Source organism: Streptomyces luteoverticillatus, assembly GCF_003970715.1.
GTDB lineage: Bacteria > Actinomycetota > Actinomycetes > Streptomycetales > Streptomycetaceae > Streptomyces > Streptomyces abikoensis.
Window position 1 is genome coordinate 5111752 of record NZ_CP034587.1, and the last position, 25704, is coordinate 5137455.

The window sequence follows — 25704 nt, forward strand, 5'->3', positions numbered from 1 at the left end:
GAGGGGGATTCAGCGGGCCCGCTTGTAGAAGGGGAGCGCGACGACCTCGTAGGGCTCGTGGGTGCCGCGAATGTCCACACATACCCCTTCCGTACCCGGAGTGGCGTGCGCCGCGTCGACGTAGGCGATCGCGATCGGCTTGCCGAGGGTGGGGGAGGGGGCACCGGAGGTCACCTCGCCGACGGCGGCGCCGTCCACCGTCACGGCGAAGCCGGCCCGGGGCACCCGGCGGCCGGTCGCGATCAGGCCGACCAGCTTGCGCGGCGGGGCGCTCTCGGCGCGCTCGGCGGCGGCCGCCAGCGCCTCGCGGCCCACGAAGTCGCCGGCCTTGTCGAACTTCACGACCCGGCCCAGACCGGCGTCGAACGGGGTGAGGGCCGTGGTCAGCTCGTGCCCGTAGAGCGGCATGCCCGCCTCCAGGCGCAGCGTGTCGCGGCAGGAGAGCCCGCACGGCACCAGGCCGGCCTCCGCGCCCGCCTCGGTCAGGGCCTGCCACAGCTTCTCGGCGTCGGCGGGGGCGACGAACAGCTCGAAGCCGTCCTCGCCGGTGTAGCCGGTGCGGGCGATCAGCGCGGGGACGCCCGCGACGGTGCCCGGCAGGCCCGCGTAGTACTTCAGGCCGTCCAGGTCGGCGTCGGTGACGGACTTCAGGGTGGCGGGGGAGGCGGGGCCCTGGATCGCGATCAGCGCGTAGTTCTCGCGGTCGTCCCGGACGGTCGCCTCGAAGCCCGCCGCGCGCTCGGTGAGCGCGTCGAGGACCACCTGGGCGTTGGAGGCGTTGGCGACGACCATGTATTCCTCGTCACCCAGCCGGTAGACGATCAGGTCGTCGAGGATGCCGCCGTCCTCGCGGCAGATCATCGTGTAGCGGGCCCGGCCGACGGCCAGCGCGGAGATGTTGCCCACCAGGGCGTGGTCCAGGGCCTGGCCCGCCTGGGGGCCGGTGAGGGTGATCTCGCCCATGTGCGACAGGTCGAAGAGGCCCGCGCGGGTGCGCACGGCGACGTGCTCGTCGCGCTCGCTGCCGTAGCGCAGCGGCATGTCCCAGCCGGCGAAGTCGGTCATGGTCGCGCCGAGCGCGCGGTGCAGCGCGTCCAGGGCGGTACGGCGGGGGGCATCGGTCATGATCGGGCTCCCGGGCAGGTGGGTCGCGGAGGAATGCCTGAAGAGGCGGCCTCCCCATCTGTCATCGGAACCTGAGAGGTTCACCGAGAGCCCTCGCCTGTCGTCAAAGGCAACCCGGCTTGCACCTTGGGTGGGACCGAGCCATGGGCGCGGTCCGCTTTTCAGATCTGCCTCACCCGCGCGGTACGGGGCCTGAGAGATTCAAGGGAGGAACTTGCTCCTTCGGCGCCCAGTGCCTGTGGCACCGGGACTCTCCCGCGCGGATTCGAGCGGCCAGTATGCGATTGCTTGCAGTTGAGTCGAGCGTGAGTCGAGCTTGGCGCGCACATCATTGCACGTACGGGCGTGCGACGGACCGCCCACCGCCTCTCAAATTGGATTACCTTTTCTTTGCGAGAGGGGGCGATCACCGTGCGTACGGGAGTGGGGGCGGGGGAGACGCACGGGGTGCGCGACCTGCGGGGTGACGCCGTGGCCGCGGTGACGGAGCTCCGCTACCCGGCCGGCGATCTCCTCGTCGTCTCGGGGCTGCCGGGCGGGGGCAAGTCCACGCTGATACGGCGCGCGGTGCCCGCCGCCGTCCACCGCGTGGACTCCCAGGACGTGCGCGAGCGCTTCGAACGCCTGTCGCCGGCGCTGCCCTACGCCTTCTGGCGGCCCTTCGTCAGGGTCGCGCACTACGCCGCGCTGCGGCGGGCGCTGCGCTCGGGTGACAGCGTCGTCGTGCACGACTGCGGGCAGTGGAGCTGGGTGCGACGCTGGCTCGCGCGGGACGCGCGGCGGCGGGGCGGGGGGCTGCACCTGGTGGTCCTGGCGGTCGACCCGCCCACCGCGCTCGCCGGCCAGCGCGCCCGGGGCCGCGGCGTCTCCGCCCGCTCCTTCGCCCGCCACCGCCGCGCGACGGCCCGCCTCGTCGCCGCCCTCACGGCGGGCGACCGCCCACCGGGCACGACGTCGGCCGTCCTCCTCGACCGCGAGGCGGCGGACGCGCTGCGGCGGATCACTTTCGGCTGACCGGCCCCGGACCGCGCTCCGCGCGGTGTCCTCAAACGCCGGACGGGCTGAAATCAGCCCGTCCGGCGTTTGAGGACCGGGGGTCCGGGGGCGGAGCCCCCGGGAACAACCCCCGCCCCCGGAAAGCCCGGGCGCAGCCGCTAAGGTGCCCGGAAAACACCAGACGCACCCCGTGGGAAGACAATGACCTGGCCAGTCAACGAACTGGAGGCGGTCCTCGCCGCCTCCGTCGGCGTCCCGGACGCCGGCCCCCGCATCGTCGAGGCGCTCGGCCGCAGCAGCGTGTGGGTCCCGCTGCCCAAGGGCGGGGGCCCCGACAGTCCCGATCTCGACCTGCCCGCCCTGGAGCTGAACGGCGCCGCGTACGTCCCCGTCTTCAGCTCGCAGGAGCAGTTCACGGCCGTCGCCGGCGAGGGGATGCCCTTCGCCGTCGCCCCCGCCGTCGAGTTCGCCCGCGGCCTCCCCCCGCAGGTCGGCATCGTCGTCAACCCCGAGGGCACCGTCACCGTGCCCCTGCCCCCGCCCGCCGTCGCCGGGCTGTGCCGGGCCGGGCGCACGGCCCTGGACGGCGACGCCACCGGCGGCCGCGTCCGGCTGTTCGAGCCGGACTGGCAGCAGGAGCCGACCGCGTTCCTGGCCGCCGCCGGACTGGAGTTCGCCGGCACCGGCGTCGTCCGCACCGCCCGCCGCGCCCTGGCCAGCGTCGAGGGCGCCGGCCCCGCCCTGTTCGTCGGCGTGGAGCTGGGGCTCCCCGACCCGGGCAGCCGCTCCGCCGCCCTGGACGCCCTCGGCCGCGCCCTGGGCCAGGTGCCCGTGCCCTGGCCCGTGCAGCTGGTCTTCCTGGACGTCGCCCAGGACGATCCCGTGGGCGACTGGATACGCACCCGGATACGACCGTTCTACGACCGTGACCTGTGACAGCTCTCATGCCCGCCCCCGCGGGCTCGTAAGCTGGTAGCAGCAGACGGCCAAGAGAAGAGGCGGACCCAGGTGAGCGCGGGCGCGGAGAGCGGCGTGGAGCAGGTGCTGCGCCAGGTGGCGCCCGGCCGGTACGACACGTACGAGCAGCTGCTGCGGTCCCTCGCCGAGGGCCGGGTGTGGATGCTGCTGTGGCACGGTCAGGCCGGCTCGCCCGACGCCCAGTACGGGAACATGGAGGTCGACGGCCTCGGCTACGCCCCCTGTGTGACCTCCGCCCAGGAGCTCGCCGCCAGCGGCTGGAATCGCGCCCACGAGGTCGTCGCCGGCCGGGCCGTGGCCGCCTCCCTCTTCCCCGACCGCTGGGGCCTGTGGCTCAACCCCCACGCCCCCGGCGGCGGCGTCGGCATCCCCTGGCTCGACCTGCGCCGGATCGTCGCCGGCCTGGACCGGCTGCCCGCCGGGCCCCTCCAGCTGAGCGAACCCGCGCTGGACATTCCGCAGTTCTACGCCCTCCTCGGGCAGAACGCCCACCGCACCCCCGTCGTCCGCGCGCTGCGCCGGGCCTGGGTGCGGCCCGCCCTGGGCACGCCGTACCTGGCCATCGGGCTCGATCTGTACGACACCTCGCCCGCCGCCGTGGAGGCCGTGCGCCTGATGATGCAGCAGTCGATCGCGGCCGTGCCCGACGGCCTGCCGGTGTCGACGGTGACGATGACGGACGAGTACGACCCCGTCGCCATGTGGATGCGGGCCAACAGCCGGCCCTTCTTCGCCCGCGAGGGCTACGGGGCCGCCGGCGCGCCGGCGGCGCCCGCCTCCGGGTACGGCTATCCCCCGCCGCAGCAGGGCTGGCAGGCCGGGGCCTACTGACGCCCGTTCTCCTGACGCCCGTTCAGGGCCCGCCGGTGTCCGTATAACGGAACCTCCCTACGCACATCACGTTTGCGCATCCTTTGCGGGTGAGGGCTGGCGGGTGATCGCGGGAGCCATGAAGACTCCCGCCCAACAAGGACTTCGTTCCTGCGTACGACCTGTTCCGCCGTACGACCGCTCCGTGTGCACGTCCCGTACCACCGGCACCTCCGGTGCTCTCCGCACCGGTGTGACTCCGGGTACCACCGCACGTCCCGCACATCTCGCACGTCCGCACCACTGCACTTCGCGTACCACCGCGATCCGCGCGCACCGCCGCGCGGGGCGCGTCCTCGCACCAGTGATGTGAACCAGCCGCCCCGAGCGCGGCGGGCGTTGGGCCGGTCGCCGCCGGCCGAGAGGGGTCCACCAGACGATGACGGCACCACTGCACGACACGGGACCGGCCGACGCCGGCGCCGCCCCCGTCACCGATGGCCTTCCGGCGAAGGCCATCGAGGGGCGCTCGCCCTGGCGGATCGCCTGGACACGGCTCAAGCGCGACAAGTTCGCCCTGGCGGGCGGGGTCGTCGTCCTGCTGCTCATCCTCGTGGCGGTCCTGGCCCCGGTCATCGTGGGCCTCCTCGGGCATCCCCCGAACGAGTACCACGAGGAGCTGATCGACCCCCTCTCCAGCACCCCCAAGGCATCCTGGGGCGGCATCAATTCCGACTTCCTCTTCGGCGCCGAGCCCGTCAACGGCCGGGACGTCTTCAGCCGGGTCGTCTACGGGGCCCGGGTCTCGCTGCTCGTGGCCTTCCTCGCGGCCGTCGTGGCGGTCGTGATCGGCACGGTCCTCGGCATCGTCGCCGGCTACTTCGGCGGCTGGGTGGACGCGGTCGTCAGCCGGGTCATGGACCTCCTGCTGGCCTTTCCCCAGCTGCTGTTCATCATCGCGCTCGTCTCCGTCGTCCCCAACTCCCTGTGGGGGCTGACCGGTTCGGGGGTGCGGATGGCCGTGCTGATCGCGGTCATCGGGTTCTTCGGCTGGCCGTACGTGGGCCGGATCGTGCGCGGCCAGACGCTCTCGCTCAGAGAGCGGGAGTACGTCGAGGCCGCCCGCAGCCTGGGCGCGGGCCGGCTGTACATCCTCTTCCGGGAGCTGCTGCCCAACCTGGTGGCGCCGATCACCGTGTACGCCACGTTGATGATCCCCACCAATGTCCTGACGGAGGCGGCGCTGAGCTTCCTCGGCGCCGGCGTCAAGCCGCCGACCGCCTCCTGGGGGCAGATGCTCTCCAAGGCCGTCACGACCTACGAGGGCGACCCCATGTTCATGATCATCCCGGGTCTCGCCATCTTCGTCACCGTGCTGGCCTTCAACCTCTTCGGTGACGGCGTGCGGGACGCGCTGGACCCGAAGGGCTCGCGCTGACGCGCTGCCCACCCCCTTCTTCGTCGTACCGATTCCTCTCGTACCCCGTTCCGGGCGGCGACCGACCACGGAGGTCCGTTACATCGTGACAACCCAACGAACTTCGAGGCGCAGACTGGCCGCCGGGGCGGCGCTCGCGGTCGCGGCCCTGGTGACCACCACCGCCTGCGGCGGTGGCGGCGGCAAGAGCGACGGCGGCGGCAAGGGCGGCAAGGCGGCGGGCTTCAACGCCGGTGTGAACAAGGTCGCCGCCCCTTCCGGCAAGAAGGGCGGGGAGCTGAAGTTCATCGGCACCCAGGACGCCGACTCGTGGGACCCGCAGCGCGGCTACTACGGCTTCATGTGGGACTTCGCCCGCTACTACACCCGCACCCTCGTCACCCCCAAGCCGGCCCCCGGCCTGGACAGCGTGAACGTCGTCCCGGACATGGCCACGGACACCGGTCAGCTCTCGGCCGACAAGAAGACCTACACCTTCAAGCTCCGTGACGGGCTGACCTGGGAGGACGGCCAGCCCGTCACCACCCAGCAGATCAAGTACGGCATCGAGCGCACCTGGGCGACCGACAAGATCTCCGGCGGCCCGCTGTGGCTGATGCAGGTCCTCGACCCCAACAAGGAGTACAAGGGCCCGTACAAGGACGAGAGCAAGGACAAGCTCGGCCTGAAGGCGATCGAGACGCCGGACGAGAAGACGATCGTCTTCCATCTGCCCAAGCCCAACGGCGACTTCCTCCAGATGCTGGCGATCCCCGCCGCGGCCCCGGTCCGCCCGGACAAGGACACCGCCGAGAAGTACGGGTCCCGGCCGTTCTCCAGCGGCCCGTACAAATTCGTCTCCTACACCCCGAACAAGGGCCTGGAGCTCGTCCGCAACGACAAGTGGGACCAGAAGTCCGATTCGGTCCGCAAGGCGCTGCCCGACAAGATCACGGTCAAGCTCACCACCAACGCCGACGACATGGACAACAAGCTGCTCGCCGGCGAGTACGACCTCGACATCAACGCCACCGGCCTGGGCTCGACCGGCCGGCAGAAGGCGATGAACTCGTACAAGGCCAACGTCGACAACCCGCAGACCGGCTTCATCCGCTACGCGGCCTTCCCGAAGACCGTCGCGCCGTTCGACAACGAGCACTGCCGCAAGGCCGTCATCTACGCCGCCGACCACACCTCGATCCAGACCGCGCGCGGCGGCCCGCAGGCCGGCGGCGACATCGCGATCAGCATGCTCCCGCCGGCGGTCAAGGGCTTCGACGCGAACTACGACCCGTTCAACCTGAAGCAGGGCAAGCCCGACGAGGCCAAGGCCAAGGAGGAGCTGAAGGCCTGCGGCAAGCCCGAGGGCTTCAAGACCACGATCGCCGTGCGCAACAACAAGCCGCCGGAGGTCGCGACCGCCGAGTCGATGCAGGCGGCCCTGAAGAAGGTCGGCATCGACGCCCAGATCGACCAGTACGACGGCGCCCAGTCCACCGGCATCATCGGCGCCCCCAAGAACGTCAAGGACAAGAACTACGGCATCATCATCATGGGCTGGGGCGCGGACTTCCTCAGCGGCCAGGGCTTCCTCCAGCCCATCGCCGACGGCCGCTTCATCCAGGAGAGCGGCAACCAGAACTACCCCGAGCTCAACGACCCCGAGGTCAACAAGCTCTTCGACCAGGCCATCGCGGAGATCGACGTCGACAAGGCGGGGAAGCTCTACCAGGAGGCCAACAAGAAGGTCACCGAGGGCGCCTGGTACCTGCCCTTCGTCTACGACAGGACGATCACCTGGCGCAGCTCCCGGCTGACCAACGCCTACACGTCCGACGCCTACAACGGACGCTACGACTACGCCTCCCTCGGCGTCGTCAAGTGACAGCCGACAAGTGACAGCCGTCGAGTGACAGGCACCGTCCAGTGACAGACCGTACGCTCCGCCGGCGCACCCGCCGCTAGGCCCGAAGGGCAGGTGAGGGCCGCGCGCGGCGGTCCGGGGACCCCCGACGCGACACGGGGGTCCCCGGCCGCCGCCGGCCGACCGCAGTGTTCGCTTACATCGTCAGGCGGCTGTTCGCCGTCATCGTGATGCTCCTCGTGGTCACCCTGGTGACCTTCGGCATCTTCTTCGCGATCCCCAAGCTCACCGGGGCCGACCCCGCCGCGCTCTACGTCGGCAAACAGGCGGACCCGGCGACCATCGAGGGCATCCGGCAGAAACTCGGGCTGTCCGACCCGATCCTGGTGCAGTTCTGGCACTTCGTCACCGGCATCTTCGCCGGGCGGGACTACACCGGCGGCGGCACCACCGTCCACTGCGACGTGCCCTGCTTCGGCTACTCCTTCCGCACCGAGCAGGACATCTGGCCGGTGCTCCAGGACCGGGTGCCGGTGACGCTGTCGCTGGCCGCGGGCGCCTGTGTGCTGTGGCTGATCGGCGGCGTGACCACCGGTGTGGTCTCCGCCCTCAAGCGCGGCAGCCTCTGGGACCGCGCGGCCATGACCGTCGCCCTGAGCGGCGTCTCGCTCCCCATCTACTTCACCGGCCTCGTCTCGCTCGCGGTCTTCTCCTACGGCCTGGGCTGGGTGGACGGCGACTACGTCGACTTCGCCGACGACCCCGCCGGCTGGTTCAGCGGGCTGATCCTGCCCTGGATCACCCTCGCCTTCCTCTACGCGGCCATGTACGCCCGGCTCACCCGCGCCACCATGCTGGAGATCCTGGGCGAGGACTACATCCGCACCGCCCGCGCCAAGGGGCTGCGGGAACCGGTCGTCATCGGCAAGCACGCCATGCGCTCCACGCTGACCCCGGTCCTCACCATCCTCGGCATGGACCTCGGCGCCCTCGTCGGCGGCGCGATCCTCACCGAGACCACCTTCAACCTGCCGGGCCTGGGCCAGGCGGCCGTGAAGGCCATCAGCGACCGCGACCTGCCGCTGATCCTCGGCGTGACGCTCATCGCGGCGACCGCCGTCGTCGTCGCCAACCTCGTGGTCGACCTCCTGTACGCCGTGATCGATCCCCGAGTGAGGCTCTCGTGACCACCACACCCCTCCCGGACGGCGGCGCCGTCGGCGAGCCCGTCGGCGGCGCGGCCCGGCCGACCGCCTTCCTCGACGTCCGCGACCTGCGCATCCACTTCCCCACCGACGACGGCCTGGTGAAGTCCGTCGACGGGCTCTCCTTCCAGCTGGAGAAGGGCCGCACCCTCGGCATCGTCGGCGAGTCCGGCTCCGGCAAGTCCGTGACCTCGCTGGGCATCATGGGCCTCCACACCGTCGGCCAGTACGGCCGCCGCAAGGCCCGCATCAGCGGCGAGATCTGGCTGGACGGCACCGAGCTGATGAGCGCCGACCCCGAGAAGGTGCGCCGGCTGCGCGGCCGCGAGATGGCCATGATCTTCCAGGACCCGCTGTCGGCCATGCACCCGTACTTCACCGTCGGCGCCCAGATCGTCGAGGCGTACCGGGTCCACCACGACGTCGACAAGAAGACCGCCCGCAAACGCGCGGTCGAACTGCTGGACCGGGTCGGCATCCCCCAGCCCGACCGGCGCGTCGACGACTACCCCCACCAGTTCTCCGGCGGCATGCGCCAGCGCGCGATGATCGCGATGGCGCTCGTCAACAACCCCGAACTGCTGATCGCCGACGAGCCCACCACCGCCCTGGACGTCACCGTGCAGGCCCAGATCCTGGACCTGATCCGCGACCTGCAGAAGGAGTTCGGCTCGGCGGTCGTCATCATCACCCACGACCTGGGCGTGGTCGCCGAGCTCGCCGACGACATCCTGGTGATGTACGGCGGCCGCTGCGTGGAACGCGGCCCGGCCGAACGGGTCTTCCGCACCCCCCAGCACCCCTACACCTGGGGCCTGCTGGGCTCGATGCCCCGCATCGACCGCGAGCAGACCGAGCGGCTGATCCCCGTCAAGGGCTCCCCGCCCAGCCTGATCAACGTGCCCTCCGGCTGCGCCTTCAACCCGCGCTGCCCCTACGCGGACGTCCCCAAGGGCGGTGTCACCCGCACCGAGCGGCCCGAACTGCGCCCCGTCCCGGGCGCCGAGGCCGGCCGGCCGCACCACTCCGCCTGCCACCTGGCACCCGAGGAGCGCACCCGCATCTGGACCGAAGAGATCGCGCCCAAGTTGTGAAGGACCCACAGATGACGATTCCCGCACAGCCGGCCCCCGAGGCGGCCGAGCCCCTGCTGAAGGTCGAGGGCCTGGTCAAGCACTTCCCGATCGTCAAGGGGCTGCTGCGGCGCCAGACGGGCGCGGTGCGGGCGGTGGACGGGCTGGACTTCGACGTGCGCGCGGGGGAGACCCTGGGCGTGGTGGGCGAGTCCGGCTGCGGCAAGTCGACCATGGGCCGGCTGATCACCCGGCTGCTCGAACCCACCGCCGGGAAGATCGAGTTCGAGGGCCGGGACATCACCCACCTCGGGGTGGCGGGGATGCGGCCGATGCGCCGCGACGTCCAGATGATCTTCCAGGACCCGTACTCCTCGCTGAACCCCCGGCACACCGTCGGCACGATCGTCGGGGCGCCGTTCCGGCTCCAGGGCATCACGCCCGAGGGCGGGGTGAAGAAGGAGGTGCAGCGGCTGCTGGAGCTGGTCGGCCTCAACCCCGAGCACTACAACCGCTATCCGCACGAGTTCTCCGGCGGCCAGCGCCAGCGCATCGGCATCGCGCGGGCCCTCGCGCTCAAGCCCCGGCTGGTCGTCGCCGACGAGCCGGTCTCCGCGCTGGACGTCTCCATCCAGGCGCAGGTGGTCAACCTCCTGGACGACCTCCAGGAGGAGCTCGGGCTGACCTACGTGATCATCGCCCACGACCTGTCGGTCATCCGGCACGTCTCGGACCGGATCGCGGTGATGTACCTCGGCAAGATCGTGGAACTCGCCGACCGGACCTCGCTCTACGAGCGGCCCATGCACCCGTACACCAAGGCGCTGATGTCGGCCGTGCCCGTGCCGGACCCGGGGCGGCGTACCAAGCGGGAGCGCATCCTGCTCAAGGGCGACGTGCCCTCGCCGATCTCCCCGCCGTCCGGCTGCCGCTTCCACACCCGCTGCTGGAAGGCGACGGAGGTGTGCAGGACCGACGAGCCGCGGCTGCTGGCCCCCCGGGCCGGCCACCAGGTGGCCTGCCATCACCCGGAGAACGCGCCGGGAACACCCGAACCGGTGACGGAAGGTGCGGGTGCGTAAGCGGCGTGCGAGGCTGGCTCGTGGAGATCGAAATGACTTGGTAAAGACCTGAGCACCGCGAGGCGCGGGAGTGCAGAGTCGGCGCGTTCGCCGCTAGATGCGCTCGCACGTTCGAAGGGACGGCTCATGGCACTCTCCCGCCCGCTCCGGGATCGCTCCATACGCTCGAAGGGCCGCCGGGTCCCGGCCCGGCTCCTCGCCCTCGCCACGGCCACCGCCTCGGCCTGGGTGATCGCGGCCGCCCCCATGGCCTCGGCCCGCCCCGACTGGCCCCCGACCGCCGGTGCCCCCGGCATCGGTGACACCTACTTCCCGGAGCTCGGCAACGGCGGCTTCGACGCCCTCCACTACGACCTGGACGTCGGCTACACACCCTCCAGCGGCCGGCTGGACGGGAGGACGACCGTCACCGCGCGGGCCACCCAGAGCCTCTCCTCCTTCGACCTGGACCTCCAGCAGCTCACGGTCTCCAAGGTCGAGGTGAACGGCCTGCCCGCCGCCTTCTCCCGGGTGGGCGACGAGATCCGCATCCGCCCCGCGCTCCCGCTGATCAAGGGCCACACCTTCACCACGACCGTCACCTACGGCGGCATACCCCAGCCGCTCAGCGGCCCCATCATCTTCGGCTCCAAATACGGCTGGATGAAGACCAAGGACGGCGTCTTCGTCGCGTGCGAGCCCAACGCGGCCTCCACCTGGTTCCCCTCCAGCGACCACCCCTCCGACAAGGCCACCTTCGACATCCGCATCCGGGCCCCCAAGGGCCTGACGGCCGTCTCCAACGGCAGGCTCCTCGCCACCCGCGACAGCGGCGACACCACGGTCACCCACTGGCGCGAGAGCAAGCCCATGGCGCCCTACCTCGCCACGGCCACGATCGGGAAGTTCGACGTGCGCAAGGGCGTCACCCCCGGCGGCACCCCCATCTACGTCGCCACCAATCCCACCCTGCCCACCGACAAGCTCGACTTCTACGGCATCACCGCCGAGGCCACCGACTACTGGTCCAAGCTCTTCGGCCCGTATCCCTTCGAGGAGACGGGCGCCATCGTCGACGACATGCCGCAGGCCGAGTTCTCGCTGGAGGTCCAGACGAAGCCCGTCTACTCCGCCGTGCGCGACGAGTCGACGGTCGTCCACGAGCTGGCCCACCAGTGGTTCGGGGACTCGCTGTCGGTCGAGCGGTGGAAGGACATCTGGCTCAACGAGGGCTTCGCCACCTACGCCGAGTGGCTGTGGGACGAGCACAAGGGCCGCAAGAGCGCCCACCAGTCCTTCCTGGAGGCGTACAACGCCCACGGCGACGGCGACGCCTTCTGGAAGCTCGACGTGGCCGACCCCAAGCGCGACACCATGTTCTCGCGGTCCGTCTACTACCGGGGCGCGATGACGCTCCAGATGCTGCGCGAGCGCATCGGCGACAAGGCGTTCTTCAAGCTGCTGCCGCTGTGGACCAAGCTCCACAAGGGCGGCAACGTCCGCACCGCCCAGTTCACCGGCCTCGCCGAGGCGGTCTCCCACCAGGACCTGAGCGATCTCTTCCGGACCTGGCTGTCCACCCCGCAGAAGCCGAAGCTGCCGTAACCGTCCCAGCCCTCGTGGGGGGCGCGCCGGTCCGCATTCCGGGACGCGATCCGGGAGGAGTCGGGAGCACCGCCGCCGGCGCGTAAGAATGTCTGGTGCTCACCGATCTGTTCAGCCCCTCCGTCCAGCACTCGCTCGACATCGCCGGGATCTTCGTCTTCGCCATGTCGGGCGCCCTGCTCGGCGTCCGCAAGAACTTCGACGTCTTCGGCATGGCGGTGCTGGCGGAGGTCACGGCGCTGGGCGGCGGGCTGTTCCGGGACCTGATCATCGGAGCGGTGCCGCCCGCCGCCTTCACCGACCTGGGGTACTTCCTCACCCCGCTGGTCGCCACCGCGATCGTCTTCTTCCTCCACCCCGAGGTCGAGCGGATCACCAAGGCGGTGAACGTCTTCGACGCCGCCGGGCTCGGGCTGTTCTGCGTCGCGGGCACGGTCAAGGCCTACGGGCACGGGCTCGGCCTGACCTTCGCCGCGACGCTGGGCCTGGCCACGGCGGTCGGCGGCGGTGTGCTGCGCGACGTCCTGGCCCACGAGGTCCCCTCGCTGCTGCGCTGGGACCGCGACCTGTACGCGGTGCCCGCCATGGTCGGCTCCACCATGGCCGCGCTGCTCATCCGCTACGACGCGCTCAACGTCTCCACCAGCATGCTGTCCGCCGCCGTCGCGTTCGTCCTGCGGCTGCTGGCCATGCGCTACCACTGGCGGGCGCCACGCGCCTGGCACCGGCGCAGCGCGACGGCCGGAGATCCGGCGCAGGGCAACGCCCAGGGGTAAACGTTTCGGCTCAGACCTCCCGGCCCAGCCACGCCGCCAGCCGCGCGTAGGCGTCCGCGCCCTCGGGGGCCGGACGCACCGGACCGAACGGCACGGGCCCGCCGCGCCGCTCCGCCGGGAGCACCCGGCGCGCCCACTCCAGGGCGTACTCGGCGAGCTCCTGGTCCAGCGGCAGCGGGTGACCGAGGGCGGTGGACAGGTCCCAGGTGTGGGCGACCGTCTCCAGCACACAGCCCGAGGCGAGGTACGCCCGGCCCGGCATCTCGCCCCACGGCACGGACACCGGCGCGTCCAGCTTCGCGTCGTCGGCCCACACCTCGTCGAAGAGCGCGCGGGCCTCGTCGTAGGCCGGGAGCCAGCCGTCGTCCGGCACGCCCTCGGCGGCCACCAGCGCCACGTCCGCGTCGGTCCGGCCGCGCTCGGCGCCGGCGCGGACACCGCCCACGAGGTGCGCCAGCAGCCCGCGCACGTCGAACTCCTCGCACGGCGTGGCATCGCCGAGCGCCTCGGGCTTCACCCGGGCCATCAGGGCCGCCACCTGGCCGGTCGCGCGGGTGTAGAGGGGGCGGGGGTCGAGATCCATGGCGCACTGCTCCTACGAGGAAGGGGTGATCAGTCGACGTTCGATCGACTGGTCGGCCGGTCGGTCTGGGAGCACCCTCCCGCCATAACCTGACACCCGCCGTCAGGTTTTCATCGCCCCCTGCGAGATTCTTGATCACGTGAAATCCGACCGGCTGCTGTCGATACTCCTGCTGCTCCAGAACCGGGACCGGGTGCCCGCCGCCGAGCTCGCCCGCCGCCTGGAGGTGTCCGTCCGCACCATCTACCGCGACGTCGAGTCCCTCTCCGCCGCCGGCGTGCCCGTCTACGCCGAGCGCGGCCGCCACGGCGGCATCTCCCTGCTCCCCGGCTACCGCACCGACGTCACCGGCCTCACCGCCGACGAGGCCCGCGCCCTGTTCGTCCTCGCCGGCCCCAGCGCCCACGCCGACCTCGGCCTCGACGGAGCCCTGGGCTCCGCCCTGCGCAAGGTCATGGCCGCCCTGCCCGCCCCCCACCGCCCCGCCGCCGAGGCCACCAGCCGCCGCATCCACATCGACCCCGTCCGCTGGGCGGCCCCCACCGCCGCCGTCGACCTCGGCGAACTCCACGCCGCCGTCTTCACCGACCTCCGGCTGCGCCTGCGCTACCGCCACGGCGGCACGGCCGAACCGCGCGGGTACACCGTCGACCCCTACGGCCTCGTCGCCAAGGCCGGCGTCTGGTACCTCGTCGCCGACCACCGCGGCAGCCCCCGCCTCTACCGCGCCGACCGCGTCCTGAAGGCGACCCTCACCGACGAACCCGTCCGCCGCCGGTCCGGCCAGGAGCTGACGGACGTCTGGGCGGAGCTGCGCCGCGAGGTCGAGGACCGGCCCGCGGAACTCCTGGTGACGGCCCGGGTGCGGCGCTCCCGCCTCGCCACGCTCCTGCGCCTCCGCGGCCGGCAGCTCACCGGGCCGCCGTCCGAGGGCGACCCCGCGACCGTCGAATTCGCCTTCGGCGGCGTCGCGGAAGCGCGATCCCTGCTGGCCTACGGCCCGGACCTGGAGGTGATCTCCCCGGAGCCGGTCCGGCGGGAGCTGGCGGCGGCCGCCCGGGCGGTGCTGGACCTGTACGAACCCGGGCACAACCGGATGCTCCCTCCGGGGCCGGAACGCCCCGCCACGGTCCCGGGCCGGGCCTCGTAGAATCGTGCCCACCATGGCCTACCTCGACCACGCCGCCACCACCCCGATGCTCCCGGAGGCGGTGACGGCGATGACCACCCAGCTGTCCGTCGCCGGCAACGCGTCCTCGCTGCACGCCGCGGGCCGCCGCGCCCGCCGCACGGTCGAGGAAGCGCGCGAATCGCTCGCCGCCTCGCTCGGCGCGCGCCCCAGCGAAGTGGTCTTCACCGCGGGCGGCACCGAAGCCGACAACCTCGCCGTCAAGGGCCTGTTCTGGGCACGCCGCGCCGCCGACCCGGCCCGCACCCGCGTCCTGGCCAGCCCCGTGGAGCACCACGCCGTGCTCGACGCCGTCCACTGGCTCGCCGAGCACGAGGGCGCGACCGTCGAGTACCTGCCCGTCGACTCCTACGGCCGGGTCCACGCGGACGCCCTCCGCGAGGCCATCGCCCGCAACCCCGACGACGTGGCCCTCGCCACGGTGATGTGGGCCAACAACGAGATCGGCACGGTGCAGCCGGTCCGCGAACTGGCCGACGCGGCCTCGGAGTTCGGCGTGCCGCTGCACGCCGACGCGGTGCAGGCGGTCGGCCAGCTGGACGTGGACTTCGCCGCGTCCGGGCTCGCCGCGATGACGGTCAGCGGCCACAAGATCGGCGGTCCGTACGGGATCGGCGCCCTGCTGCTGGGCCGCCAGTACACGCCCGTACCGCTGCTGCACGGCGGCGGCCAGGAGCGGCACGTGCGCTCCGGCACGCTCGACGTCCCGGCCATCGCCGCCTTCGCGGTGGCGGGCCGGCTGGCCGCCGAGCGGCGCGCGGACTTCGCCCGCGAGATCGGGGCGCTGCGGGACGAGCTGATCGAGGGCGTCCGGGCGGCCGTCCCCGACGCGGTCCTCGGCGGCGACCCGGACCCGGCGGGCCGGCTGCCCGCCAACGCCCACTTCTCCTTCCCGGGCTGCGAGGGCGACTCCCTGCTGCTCCTCCTCGACGCCCAGGGCATCGAGTGCTCGACCGGCTCCGCCTGCACCGCCGGCGTCGCCCAGCCCAGCCACGTCGTCCTGGCCACGGGCACCGACCGCGACCTGGCCCGCGGCACCTTGCGGTTCTCGTTGGGCCACACGTCGACGCGCGAGGACGTCACGGCGGTGATCGAGGCAATCGGCCCGGTGGTGGAACGGGCTCGCACGGCAGGGCTGAGCTGAGAGCAGTACCACGCCCCGAAGGGGCGCGGTACCGCGTCGATATGCGGCTACCGCCGCGTGGGCGCGCCCGGCCACGGACGGCCCGCACCCGCCCCGAAAAGGCAGCCCCAGCGCACCCCGTACCCTGGAGAGGCTATGACTGACTTCCCGGGTGCCCCAGACCTCAGCGCCCCCCGCAAGGGGCTCCGCGTGCTCGCCGCCATGTCCGGCGGCGTCGACTCCGCCGTCGCCGCGGCCCGAGCCGTCGAAGCCGGCCACGACGTGACCGGTGTGCACCTCGCGCTCTCCGCGAACCCGCAGTCCTTCCGCACCGGCGCGCGCGGCTGCTGCACCATCGAGGACTCCCGCGACGCCCGCCGCGCCGCAGACGTGATCGGCATCCCCTTCTACTGCTGGGACCTGGCCGAGCGCTTCCGCGAGGACGTCGTCGAGGACTTCGTCGCCGAGTACGAGGCCGGGCGCACGCCCAACCCCTGCCTCCGCTGCAACGAGAAGATCAAGTTCGCCGCGCTGCTGGACAAAGCCCTCGCGCTGGGCTTCGACGCCGTCTGCACCGGCCACTACGCCACGGTCGTGGTGAACGAGGACGGCACCCGAGAGCTCCACCGCGCCAGCGACATGGCCAAGGACCAGTCCTACGTCCTGGGCGTCCTGGACGAGCGCCAGCTCGCGCACGCGATGTTCCCGCTGGGCGACACGATCACCACCAAGGACGAGATCCGCGCCGAGGCCGAGCGCCGGGGACTGGCCGTGGCGAAGAAGCCCGACAGCCACGACATCTGCTTCATCGCCGACGGCGACACCCAGGGCTTCCTGGCGAAGCGCCTCGGCAAGGTCGAGGGCGACATCGTCGACGAGACCGGCGCCACGGTCGGCACCCACGAGGGCGCCTACGGCTTCACCATCGGCCAGCGCAAGGGCCTCCGGATAGGCCGCCCGGCCCCGGACGGCAAGCCGCGCTACGTCCTGGACATCTCCCCGGTGAACAACACCGTGACGGTGGGCCCGGTGGAGGCCCTGGACGTCTCGGCCCTGACCGCGATCAAGCCCCGCTGGTGCGGCGTCGCCCCGGCGGGCCCGGGCACGTACACGGCCCAGCTGCGCGCCCACGGCGGCGAGACCGAGGTGACGGCCGAGCTCGTCGGCGACGAGCTCCACGTCCGCTTCACCGAGCCCGTCCGCGGCGTGGCCCCCGGCCAGGCGATCGTCCTCTACGACGACACGCGCGTCGTCGGCTCGGCGACGATCGCGACGACCGAGCGGGCCGCCGCGAAGGCGGGTCAGTAAGTGTAGAGGGCGGAGGTGTCGATCTCGGTGTCCAGTGGGGCGCCGACCGATACCGGATCGCCGAACTTGCTCTCCACCTTGGAGCGATAGCGCCCTTCCGAGGGGAGCGAGTAGAGCAGGCACTGGCCCTTGGTGGGGTCCACGACGAGGTAGTAGGGGATGCCGGCCTGGGCGTACTTCGTGACCTTGCGGCGGGTGTCGTTCTCGGGGTTCGACTTCGAGACGACCTCGCCCACGAGGATCACCTCGTCCGCGGGGAACTCCTCGTGGTTCGTTCCACGGTAGGACGGGTCGGCGACAGAGAGGTCCGGACGCAGGTATGTGGCCCCGTGCCAGCCTTCGTAGACCGTGTTGACCTCCGTCATGACGCACCACTGCGCCAGCATCTGGGCTCCGATGGACATCACCATCTGGCCATGAGCGCTGGTAACCACGGTTTCGATGCAGACCTCTCCGTCGATCATCTCGGCGTGCAAGTCGGGAAACGCTTCGTCGATCGCCTTGAACCGCTGCATTTCCGTGGTCGTCACCGGGCGCTCCAGTTGCAGTGTCATGGTCTGGCCCTCCCTTCATGGTCCTGGCCCTCGCCAGGGTAGCGACGTGCGGACGACTCTGCCCCGGAAGGCGAGCCGCCCGCATCCGCCAGCGCGTTCTTCGCCCAAACGAGCGAAAAACGTTGAAGGTTACTGCCGGTAACTCACCGCTCGATCGTCCGCGTCACGTTCGTGACCTCGCACCGGCCGCCGCTGCTGGGCGAGCCCGCCTTCGGCACGTACGGGGTGGAGACGTCGAGCGTGCCGGTCTTGCCCGGCATCACGTAGGGGATGGACGGGAAGCGCGTGGTGATCTTGCCCTCGGGGTCCGTGAACTTCACCGTCAGGCGGTAGGTGTACTTGAGGGTCGCGCTGCCGTTGGTGGCGCTGAGCTTCGCCGTGATGCCGAGGCGGTCGGTGTAGGCGCAGTCCGTGATCTTGATGTCGCGCATGGCGTCGTCGCCGCTGCCGCCCCGGCCGCTGCCGTTCGAGCCCAGGACGGACGAGCCTCCGGAGGACGACGACGAGGAGTCGCCGGCGCCACCACCGGTGGTCGTGCCACCGGTGGTGGTACCGCCGCTCGTCGTCCCGCCGCTGCTGAAGCCGCCGCTCGTGGACGTGCCGCCGCTCGTCGAGGACCCGCTGCTGTGGTGGCTGGATCCGCCGCAGCTGGCGCCGTGGTGGCCCCGGGCGCCCGTGAGGGCGACGACGACGATTCCGAAGACGGCCGCCGCGCGGACATGACGAAGCTTCATGCTGGAACTCCCCCGATGAAGTGACGAGATGACGCATTGATCGTTTTGATCATTGACAAGCGCACGTCACGCTAACGGGGTGTTTACACATGGCCAAATCCCAGCAGGTCACCGGCCGCTTCTGTGACACGACCGCAACAGAACGGCTTCCTAAAGGGGACGGGCGGGATATTTTCAGCCGGTGCCGCGCACGACCTTCGCGATCTCGCACTTCGCGCCCTTCGTGGGGGCTCCCGCCTTCGGGTTGTAGGGGGCGGTGATGTCGTGGCTGTCCGTGCGGCCGGGGCGGACGAACAGGAGCGAGAAGTCCTGGGGGTCGAGCGCGGAGCCGTCGGGGGCCGTGAACTTCACGGTGACGGTGTAGCTGTAAGTGGCCGTCGCGCTGGGGTTCATGGCGCTCAGTTTGGCCGCGATGCCCTGCTTTTCGACGTATGCGCAGTCGGAGATGGAGACGTCCTTGGTGCCGTCACCGGAACCGTCGGTGGTGGCAGCGGCGGCGGCAGCGGAACCGGAGCTCTTCCCGCTCGAGTCGCTGCCGCAGCCGCTCGCTCCGGTGAGCGCGATGATGACGAATCCGGATATGGCGGCGGTGCGGGACATGCGAATCTTCACTATGGCTGCTTTCAGTGAAATGAACGGAAAACGACGCCGGGATAACGCCGCCGGTGAGCCCGCGTCACGCTAGGCATGCCATTACCGCTTTTGCGATACCGCCGGTAACACTGTGATCTGTTCGCGACCCATAAGATTCCGAATCCATATCGGAGACATAGGAAATCGGCCCGTAGCGTCCGGCTCACCCGAAGACGGCACACAGGGGGACAGACGCGGCGGTACGGGGCGGTGTCCGCCCCCCGCGCCGTGGGGCAAGCTGGGGGCATGGCAACACATGTGATCACCGGCTCCGGGTCGGGCATCGGCGAGGCGATCGCCCGGCGGCTCCACGAACGCGGCGACGAACTCTGGCTCGTCGCACGCGACGCGGGCCGGGCCAAGGAGCTCGCCGGGCGCTTCCCCGGCGCCCGGACCCTCGTCGCCGACCTCGACAACCCCGACCGGCTCTCCTGGGCGCTCGGCCACCAGTCCCTGCCCGACCGGATCGACTCCCTCCTCCACATCGCGGGCGTCGCCGACCTCGGGGACATCGGCGAGCTGACCCCCAAGACCTGGAACCGGACGCTCGCCGTCAACCTGGTCGCGCCGGCCGAGCTGACGCGGCTGCTGCTGCCGCAGCTGCGCGTCTCGCAGGGGCACGTCGTCTTCGTCAACTCCGGCGCCGGGCTGCGGGCGAACCCCGGCTGGGGCGCGTACGCGGCCAGCAAGCACGGCCTGAAGGCGCTCGCGGACTCCCTGCGGGCCGAGGAGCACACCCACGGCGTGCGCGTCACCAGCGTCTACCCGGGCCGCGTGGCCACCGCCATGCAGGTGAAGGTGCACCAGCAGGAGGGCAAGGAGTACGAGCCGGGCAAGTGGATCAGCCCGGAGTCGGTCACGTCGACGATCCTGCTCGCCCTGGACCTGCCGCGCGACGCGGAGATCAACGACCTGACGGTCCGCCCGGGGTACTCGGGCGGCTGAGGACCGGTCCCGTCGGGGCGGCCCCTTTCTCGTACCCTTCCTTCAGTGAGCGAGAAGAGCAACGTCAGGAGCTGGGGCGCGGGGGCCGCCACCGGCGTCGGTTCGATGCCGGGGGGAGACGCGCGCGAGGCCGCGAAGACCGTCACCGGGTCGCTGGAAACGCTGCCCCACCTCCCGGAACTGCCCGCGCGCGGGCCCGGGGCGGACATGATCGGCCGCACCGCCGGAATGCTGGTCGAGGTCTTCGCCCATCTGGAGCCCAGCGGCTGGCGCGTCAGCGACCGGCCCGGCCGCGACACCCGCCGCGCCCGCTCCTGGCTCGGCGAGGACCTGGACGCGCTCGAGGAGTTCACCCAGGGCCACGAGGGCGCCCTGAAGGTCTCCGCCGTCGGCCCCTGGACCCTGGCCGCCTCCCTCCAGCTGCGCGGCGGCGAGGCCGCCCTCGCCGACCCCGGCGCCTGCCGCGACCTCACGGCCTCCCTGGCCGAGGGCCTGCGCGGCCACCTCGCCGAGACGCGCCGCCGGGTGCCGGGCGCCCGGCTCGTGCTCCAGCTGGACGAACCCTCCCTCCCCGCCGTGCTGCGCGGACAGATCCGCACCGCCAGCGGCTACCGCACCCACCGGGCCGTCGACCGGTCCGTCGTCGAGGGGGCCCTGCGGGACATGGCGGCCGTCGCCACGGAGGCCGGCGCCGAGCTCGTCGTCCACTCGTGCGCCCCCGGCGTGCCGTTCGCGCTCCTGCGCCGCGCGGGAGTCACCGGCGTCTCGTTCGATTTCTCGTTGCTCACCGAGCGTGAGGACGATGCGATCGGTGAGGCGGTCGAGGCGGGCACGACCCTCTTCGCTGGCGTGGTGCCCGGCGTGGACGGCCCATTGTCAGACCCTGCCGGTAGCGTCATGAGTGTCAGGACGCTGTGGCGCAGGCTGGGGCTGGCACCGGGGGCTCTTTCGGAGTCCGTGGTCGTCACCCCGTCGTGCGGGCTCGCGGGCGCTTCGCCCGCGTATGCCCGCGCGGCCCTCGCCCACTGCGTCCGGGCGGCGAAATCACTCGCAGACAACCCTGAGTGACGGCGCTCATGGATCAACGGGAGGACGAGACGGTGGCTGTCGAACGGCGAGGCGAAGAGCTCCAGGAGCTCGCGGCGCAGGCGGCGGTACCCGCCGAGGCGCGGGAGAAGCACGCCCTGCTGGCCGAGCGGGTCGAGGAGCACCGCTTCCGCTATTACGTGAAGGACGCCCCCGTCGTCAGCGACGCCGAGTTCGACAAGCTGCTGCGGTCGCTGGAGGCCCTGGAGGAGGAGTATCCGCCGCTGCGCACGCCGGACTCGCCCACCCAGAAGGTCGCCGGGGCGTACGAGACGGAGTTCACCGCCGTCGAGCACCGCGAGCGCATGCTCTCCCTCGACAACGCCTTCGACGACGAGGAGCTGGCCGCCTGGGCCGAGCGCATCGCCAAGGACCTCGGCGAGGGCGCCGGTTACCACTTCCTCTGCGAGCTCAAGGTCGACGGCCTCGCCGTCAACCTGACCTACGAGAACGGCCGTCTCACCCGCGCCGCCACCCGCGGCGACGGCCGCACCGGCGAGGACATCACACCGAACGTCCGCACCATCACCGAGGTCCCCGACCGGCTCCAGGGCGACCGGATCCCCGCCCTCGTCGAGGTGCGCGGCGAGGTCTACTTCCCGATGGAGAAGTTCGAGGAGCTCAACGCCCGCCTGGTGGAGGCGGGCAAGGCCCCCTTCGCCAACCCGCGCAACGCGGCGGCCGGTTCACTGCGCCAGAAGGACCCGCGCGTCACCGCCACCCGCCCGCTGCACATGGTGGTGCACGGCGTCGGCGCCCGCGAGGGCTTCGACATCGACTGCCAGTCGCACGCCTACGAGCTGCTGCGGGAGTGGGGCCTGCCCACCGCCGCGCACGCCGAGGTCTTCGGCTCGCTCGACGAGGTGCGGAAGTTCATCGCCCACTACGGGCAGCCCAAGGTCCGCCACTCGATGGAGCACGAGATCGACGGCGTCGTCGTCAAGCTCGACGAGATCCCCCTCCAGGGCCGGCTCGGCTCCACCGCGCGCGCCCCGCGCTGGGCCATCGCCTGGAAGTACCCGCCGGAGGAGGTCAACACCAAGCTTCTCGACATCCGGGTGGGTGTCGGCCGCACCGGCCGGGTGACGCCGCAGGCCGTCTTCGAGCCCGTCACGGTCGCCGGCTCCGAGGTCGAGTTCGCCACCCTCCACAACCAGGAGGTCGTCAAGGCCAAGGGCGTCCTCATCGGCGACACCGTCGTCATCCGCAAGGCCGGCGACGTGATCCCCGAGGTCCTCGGCCCCGTGGTGGATCTGCGCGACGGCACCGAACGGGAGTTCGTGATGCCCGCCGAGTGTCCGGAGTGCGGCACCGGGCTGCGTCCGATGAAGGAGGGCGACATCGACCTCCGGTGCCCCAACGCCCGCTCCTGCCCGGGCCAGATCCGCGAGCGGCTGTACTACCTCGTGGGCCGCGAGTGCCTCGACATCGAGAACTTCGGCTATGTGGCCGCCTCGGCCCTCACCCAGCCCCTGGAGCCCGCCACCCCGCCCATGGCCAACGAGGGCGACCTCTTCGATCTGACGATCGAGGAGCTGCTGCCCATCAAGTCCTACGTCCGGGACCAGGACAGCGGCCTGCCCAAGGTCGACCCCAAGACGGGGACGGAGAAGGTCGTCACCTTCTTCGCCAACCAGAAGGGCGAGCCGAAGAAGAACGCCCTGGCCATGCTGGAGAACATCCAGGCGGCCAAGCAGCGCCCGCTGGCCCGGATCGTCAACGGCCTGTCCATCCGCCATGTGGGCCCCGTCGCCGCGGCGGCGCTGGCCCGCGAGTTCCGCTCGATCAACCGGATCGCCGAGGCCACGGAGGAGGAGCTCGCCGCCGTCGACGGCGTCTCGGACACCATCGCCACCGCCGTCCGGGAGTGGTTCGCCGAGGACTGGCACCGCGAGATCATCGAGAAGTGGCGGGCCGCCGGGGTCCGGATGGAGGAGGAGGCCGGCGAGGCGGAGGGCCCGCGTCCGCTGGCCGGGCTGACCGTCGTCGTCACCGGCACCCTCACGGGCTTCACCCGGGACGCCGCCAAGGAGGCCCTGCAGAGCCGGGGCGCGAAGGTGACCGGGTCGGTATCGAAGAAGACGGACTTCGTCGTCGTCGGTGACAACCCCGGTTCGAAATACGACAAGGCGATGCAGCTGAAGGTCCCCGTCCTCGAAGAGGACGGCTTCACCGTCCTCCTGGAGGAAGGCCCCGAGGCGGCGCGCGAGGCGGCCGTGCCCCAGGAGGCCACCCCAGCGGAGTAATGCCCGCATAGGCAGTGGGCATTACCCCTACAGCGCGTACCAGATGGCTACAGAACGCCGGATCGCATTCGGGCAACCCCTGCCGATCGCTGCCCGCCGTAGCCTTCTGCGGCCTACTGTTGAGATGTGCGCCTGCCGTGGCGCGGGCACCGCCGGCTGTGAGAGGGACGGGCATGAAACCCACCACCGACAGCGCCGAACCGGCATCGCGGCCGCGGCGGCTCTCCCCGCCCGGCCTGCCGACGGTCTGCGTGGCCCTGGCCGCGCTCGGGCTCTCCGTCGGCGTGCTGCGCGCGGTCGCCTCGGGCCGGGCCCTCTTCCCGGGACAGACCGTCGGCTGGTCGCTCGCGACCCTCACCGCGCTCATCGTCGCCCACCTCGTCGCCCTCGGCCGGGACCGCTGGTGGGGCGGCACCGGCTCCGGTGCCGCCCTCACCCTGGCCGTACTCCTCCTCTACGGCTGGCTGCCGGCCGTGCTGATCAGCATCGCGGTCGTCACCCTCGTGGCCGCCGCCCGCCGCCACCGATGGCGGCAGGCATTACTCCACGGCGCGGTCGACATCCTCGGCATCGCGGCCGCCGGCCTCGGCCTCGCCGCCTGCGGGATCACCGCCGGCGTCGAGAGCCCCTGGCTGCCCGACACCTGGCGGCTCTCCGCCGTCCCCCAGATCGCCCTCGCCGCCTTCCTCTACCTCGCCGTCACCCGCGCGCTGCTCTGGTGGTCCATGGCCCCGCGCGCCGCGCTCAGCAGCATCGCCCGCACCGCCCTGATGCGGCAGGCCCTCGTCGGCATCGCCCTCCTCGGCATCGCCCCGCTGATCGCGGTCGTCGCCGACCACTCGCCCGTCCTCCTCCCGCTCTTCGCGGTCCCGCTCATCGCCCTCGACTCCACCCTCTGGATCGCCCGCGCCCGAGCCGAGGAACAACTGCGCGACCCCCTCACCGGGCTGCCCAACCGTCAGTGGCTGCTGGAACGCACCTGGACCGCCCTGGACGAGGCCGAACGGGCCGGAGCCCGCGCCGCGCTCGTCCTGATCGACCTCGATCGCTTCCGGTCCGTCAACGACACCCTCGGCCATCTCGCCGGTGACCGGCTGCTCCTCCAGATCGCCGAACGGCTCCGGCTCGCCCTGCCCCGGGACGCGGAGGCCGCCCGCCTCGGCGGCGACGAGTTCGCCGTGCTGCTGCCCACCGCCGACTCCCTCACCAGCGCCCAGCGGGTCGCCCGTACGCTCGTCGCCGACCTCGGCTCCCCCCTCGACCTGGACGGGCTCACCCTCGTCCTGGAGGCCAGCGCCGGCGTCGCCGTCTACCCCGACCACGCCCTGGACGCGGAGGGGCTGCTGCGCCGCGCCGACGTGGCGATGTACCAGGCCAAGCGCGACCGCAGCGGCGTCGAGGTCTACGAGGCCCGCCGCGACGGCAACACCCCCGACCGGCTCGGCCTCCTCGGCGACCTGCGCCGCGCGCTGGACGCCGGCGAGGTCGAGCTCCACTACCAGCCCAAGGTCGGCTTCGACGGCCATGTGGAGGGCCTGGAGGCCCTGGTCCGCTGGGTCCACCCCGAGCGGGGCCGGGTCTCCCCGGACGAGTTCATCGCGATCGCGGAATCGTCCGGCCTGATGCCCCGCCTGACGGAGTACGTCCTGGAGACCGCCCTCGGGCAGGTCGCCAAGTGGCGGGCCATGGGCCTGGAGGTCCCCGTCGCGGTCAACGTCTCCCCGCGTGACGTCCACACCCCGGGCTTCGCGGGCTCCGTCGCCGCCCGCCTCGCCCGCCACGGCGTGCCCCCCGGGGCGCTCCAGCTGGAGATAACGGAACACGTGCTGCTGGAGGACCCGCAGCGCGCCGCCGACACGCTCGCCGGGCTCACCGGGCACGGCGTGAAGATGTCCCTCGACGACTTCGGCACGGGGTATTCGTCGCTGGTCCATCTGCGCCGCCTCCCGGTCAGCGAGCTGAAGATCGACCGTTCCTTCGTCGCCCGGCTCGCCATCGACAACGAGGACGCCGAGATCGTCCGCTGCACCCTCGATCTCGCCCACTCGCTGGGCCTCCTCGTCGTCGCGGAGGGCGTCGAGGACGACGAGACGTGGGAACGGCTGCGGGATCTCGGCTGCGACGCGGTCCAGGGCTGGCTCGTCGCGGCGGCGATGCCGCCGGACGAGACCACGGCCTGGCTCCGCCTCCGCGAGCCCGGCATCCACCGCGACCCCCCACTCGCGACGGCCCCCGCGCCGACGGAGGAGGACGCGGTCACGTAGCCGGTCGGGGCGCCCCCGGCTTCCGGCCGGTCCGGCACCGCCGGTCTCCCCGGCGGGGCCGACCTCCCCCAGCTACCGCTGGGAGGTGCCCCCACGCGGCGGGGAGGGGTGCCCCAGTCCCGCCCCTTC

Annotated in this window: 22 protein-coding genes and 1 riboswitch; of the genes, 17 read left to right on the forward strand and 5 right to left on the reverse strand. The window is 71.8% G+C overall.

Going from position 1 to position 25704, the window contains the following annotated elements; translation table 11 throughout:
- Window positions 1-9: 9 nt before the first annotated feature.
- Window positions 10-1125, reverse strand: a complete 1116-nt coding sequence (gcvT, locus tag EKH77_RS22920) for a glycine cleavage system aminomethyltransferase GcvT (RefSeq protein WP_126916204.1) — start codon at window positions 1123-1125, stop codon at window positions 10-12.
- Window positions 1126-1296: 171 nt separating this feature from the next.
- Window positions 1297-1393, reverse strand: a riboswitch (glycine riboswitch).
- A 137-nt stretch (window positions 1394-1530) separates the two neighbouring features.
- On the opposite strand from gcvT, the gene EKH77_RS22925 reads away from it, so the two are divergent.
- From EKH77_RS22925 to EKH77_RS22970, 10 genes are all read left to right on the forward strand, one after another.
- Window positions 1531-2139: an AAA family ATPase gene (locus tag EKH77_RS22925; RefSeq protein WP_430981035.1), complete on the forward strand. Its 609-nt coding sequence runs from the start codon at window positions 1531-1533 to the stop codon at window positions 2137-2139.
- A gap of 183 nt (window positions 2140-2322) precedes the next feature.
- Window positions 2323-3057: an enhanced serine sensitivity protein SseB gene (locus tag EKH77_RS22930; RefSeq protein WP_126916206.1), complete on the forward strand. Its 735-nt coding sequence runs from the start codon at window positions 2323-2325 to the stop codon at window positions 3055-3057.
- A gap of 72 nt (window positions 3058-3129) precedes the next feature.
- Window positions 3130-3930, forward strand: a complete 801-nt coding sequence (locus EKH77_RS22935) for an enhanced serine sensitivity protein SseB C-terminal domain-containing protein (RefSeq protein ID WP_240667487.1) — start codon at window positions 3130-3132, stop codon at window positions 3928-3930.
- A 418-nt stretch (window positions 3931-4348) separates the two neighbouring features.
- Entirely contained in the window at window positions 4349-5347 is a 999-nt protein-coding gene (locus EKH77_RS22940) for an ABC transporter permease (protein ID WP_126916207.1), read from the forward strand.
- A gap of 85 nt (window positions 5348-5432) precedes the next feature.
- Window positions 5433-7211, forward strand: coding sequence for an ABC transporter substrate-binding protein (locus EKH77_RS22945; protein WP_126916208.1), 1779 nt, complete (start codon window positions 5433-5435; stop codon window positions 7209-7211).
- Between the two features lie 167 nt (window positions 7212-7378).
- The gene (locus tag EKH77_RS22950) at window positions 7379-8377 is read left to right on the forward strand and encodes an ABC transporter permease (RefSeq protein WP_126916209.1); all 999 of its coding nucleotides are present in this window, start codon (window positions 7379-7381) and stop codon (window positions 8375-8377) included.
- Window positions 8374-9489: an ABC transporter ATP-binding protein gene (locus EKH77_RS22955; protein ID WP_126916210.1), complete on the forward strand. Its 1116-nt coding sequence runs from the start codon at window positions 8374-8376 to the stop codon at window positions 9487-9489. The genes EKH77_RS22950 and EKH77_RS22955 overlap by 4 nt, the downstream gene beginning before the upstream one ends.
- Window positions 9490-9500: 11 nt before the next feature.
- Window positions 9501-10550 (forward strand): ABC transporter ATP-binding protein, encoded by a 1050-nt coding sequence (locus EKH77_RS22960; protein ID WP_126916211.1) that lies wholly within the window; start codon window positions 9501-9503, stop codon window positions 10548-10550.
- A gap of 126 nt (window positions 10551-10676) precedes the next feature.
- The gene (locus EKH77_RS22965; protein ID WP_126916212.1) at window positions 10677-12134 is read left to right on the forward strand and encodes a M1 family metallopeptidase; all 1458 of its coding nucleotides are present in this window, start codon (window positions 10677-10679) and stop codon (window positions 12132-12134) included.
- Between the two features lie 95 nt (window positions 12135-12229).
- Window positions 12230-12910: a trimeric intracellular cation channel family protein gene (locus EKH77_RS22970; RefSeq protein ID WP_126916213.1), complete on the forward strand. Its 681-nt coding sequence runs from the start codon at window positions 12230-12232 to the stop codon at window positions 12908-12910.
- A gap of 10 nt (window positions 12911-12920) precedes the next feature.
- On the opposite strand, the gene EKH77_RS22975 is transcribed toward EKH77_RS22970, so the two are convergent.
- Window positions 12921-13493 carry a TIGR03086 family metal-binding protein gene (locus EKH77_RS22975; RefSeq protein ID WP_126916214.1) on the reverse strand — a complete coding sequence of 191 codons (573 nt, stop codon included), beginning with the start codon at window positions 13491-13493 and terminating at the stop codon, window positions 12921-12923.
- Between the two features lie 139 nt (window positions 13494-13632).
- Here EKH77_RS22975 and EKH77_RS22980 point away from each other — a divergent pair, with 139 nt between their 5' ends.
- From EKH77_RS22980 to mnmA, 3 genes are all read left to right on the forward strand, one after another.
- Entirely contained in the window at window positions 13633-14643 is a 1011-nt protein-coding gene (locus EKH77_RS22980) for a helix-turn-helix transcriptional regulator (RefSeq protein WP_126916215.1), read from the forward strand.
- Between the two features lie 13 nt (window positions 14644-14656).
- Window positions 14657-15826, forward strand: a complete 1170-nt coding sequence (locus EKH77_RS22985; RefSeq protein ID WP_126916216.1) for a cysteine desulfurase family protein — start codon at window positions 14657-14659, stop codon at window positions 15824-15826.
- A 135-nt stretch (window positions 15827-15961) separates the two neighbouring features.
- The gene (gene mnmA / locus EKH77_RS22990) at window positions 15962-17113 is read left to right on the forward strand and encodes a tRNA 2-thiouridine(34) synthase MnmA (RefSeq protein ID WP_126916217.1); all 1152 of its coding nucleotides are present in this window, start codon (window positions 15962-15964) and stop codon (window positions 17111-17113) included.
- Here the strand turns inward: mnmA and EKH77_RS22995 are convergent.
- From EKH77_RS22995 to EKH77_RS23005, 3 genes are all read right to left on the reverse strand, one after another.
- Window positions 17107-17667, reverse strand: a complete 561-nt coding sequence (locus EKH77_RS22995) for a Uma2 family endonuclease (protein ID WP_126916218.1) — start codon at window positions 17665-17667, stop codon at window positions 17107-17109. The two genes, mnmA and EKH77_RS22995, sit on opposite strands and share 7 nt — an antisense overlap.
- A gap of 143 nt (window positions 17668-17810) precedes the next feature.
- The gene (locus EKH77_RS23000) at window positions 17811-18401 is read right to left on the reverse strand and encodes a hypothetical protein (protein ID WP_126916219.1); all 591 of its coding nucleotides are present in this window, start codon (window positions 18399-18401) and stop codon (window positions 17811-17813) included.
- A gap of 174 nt (window positions 18402-18575) precedes the next feature.
- Window positions 18576-19001 (reverse strand): hypothetical protein, encoded by a 426-nt coding sequence (locus EKH77_RS23005; protein WP_126916220.1) that lies wholly within the window; start codon window positions 18999-19001, stop codon window positions 18576-18578.
- Window positions 19002-19280: 279 nt separating this feature from the next.
- Between EKH77_RS23005 and EKH77_RS23010 the strand changes: the two genes are divergently transcribed.
- From EKH77_RS23010 to EKH77_RS23025, 4 genes are all read left to right on the forward strand, one after another.
- The gene (locus tag EKH77_RS23010; RefSeq protein ID WP_126916221.1) at window positions 19281-19979 is read left to right on the forward strand and encodes an SDR family oxidoreductase; all 699 of its coding nucleotides are present in this window, start codon (window positions 19281-19283) and stop codon (window positions 19977-19979) included.
- Window positions 19980-20024: 45 nt separating this feature from the next.
- Complete coding sequence (locus EKH77_RS23015; protein ID WP_126916222.1) at window positions 20025-21047, forward strand: methionine synthase; 1023 nt, start codon at window positions 20025-20027, stop codon at window positions 21045-21047.
- An 8-nt stretch (window positions 21048-21055) separates the two neighbouring features.
- Window positions 21056-23311 carry an NAD-dependent DNA ligase LigA gene (ligA, locus tag EKH77_RS23020; RefSeq protein WP_240667488.1) on the forward strand — a complete coding sequence of 752 codons (2256 nt, stop codon included), beginning with the start codon at window positions 21056-21058 and terminating at the stop codon, window positions 23309-23311.
- A gap of 173 nt (window positions 23312-23484) precedes the next feature.
- A complete protein-coding gene (locus tag EKH77_RS23025; RefSeq protein ID WP_126916224.1) occupies window positions 23485-25575 on the forward strand; it encodes a putative bifunctional diguanylate cyclase/phosphodiesterase in 2091 nt (696 codons plus the stop codon).
- Window positions 25576-25704 lie beyond the last annotated feature (129 nt).

Bases quoted from the DNA above. Each gene is read 5' to 3' on its own strand.
- mnmA (WP_126916217.1), top strand. From the start codon at position 15,962: ATGACTGACTTCCCGGGTGCCCCAGACCTCAGCGCCCCCCGCAAGGGG.
- EKH77_RS22960 (WP_126916211.1), top strand. From the start codon at position 9,501: ATGACGATTCCCGCACAGCCGGCCCCCGAGGCGGCCGAGCCCCTGCTG.
- EKH77_RS23010 (WP_126916221.1), top strand. From the start codon at position 19,281: ATGGCAACACATGTGATCACCGGCTCCGGGTCGGGCATCGGCGAGGCG.
- EKH77_RS22975 (WP_126916214.1), bottom strand. From the start codon at position 13,493: ATGGATCTCGACCCCCGCCCCCTCTACACCCGCGCGACCGGCCAGGTG.
- EKH77_RS23000 (WP_126916219.1), bottom strand. From the start codon at position 18,401: ATGAAGCTTCGTCATGTCCGCGCGGCGGCCGTCTTCGGAATCGTCGTC.
- EKH77_RS22965 (WP_126916212.1), top strand. From the start codon at position 10,677: ATGGCACTCTCCCGCCCGCTCCGGGATCGCTCCATACGCTCGAAGGGC.
- EKH77_RS22995 (WP_126916218.1), bottom strand. From the start codon at position 17,667: ATGACACTGCAACTGGAGCGCCCGGTGACGACCACGGAAATGCAGCGG.
- EKH77_RS23005 (WP_126916220.1), bottom strand. From the start codon at position 19,001: ATGTCCCGCACCGCCGCCATATCCGGATTCGTCATCATCGCGCTCACC.
- EKH77_RS22930 (WP_126916206.1), top strand. From the start codon at position 2,323: ATGACCTGGCCAGTCAACGAACTGGAGGCGGTCCTCGCCGCCTCCGTC.
- gcvT (WP_126916204.1), bottom strand. From the start codon at position 1,125: ATGACCGATGCCCCCCGCCGTACCGCCCTGGACGCGCTGCACCGCGCG.
- ligA (WP_240667488.1), top strand. From the start codon at position 21,056: ATGGATCAACGGGAGGACGAGACGGTGGCTGTCGAACGGCGAGGCGAA.
- EKH77_RS23025 (WP_126916224.1), top strand. From the start codon at position 23,485: ATGAAACCCACCACCGACAGCGCCGAACCGGCATCGCGGCCGCGGCGG.
- EKH77_RS22985 (WP_126916216.1), top strand. From the start codon at position 14,657: ATGGCCTACCTCGACCACGCCGCCACCACCCCGATGCTCCCGGAGGCG.
- EKH77_RS22940 (WP_126916207.1), top strand. From the start codon at position 4,349: ATGACGGCACCACTGCACGACACGGGACCGGCCGACGCCGGCGCCGCC.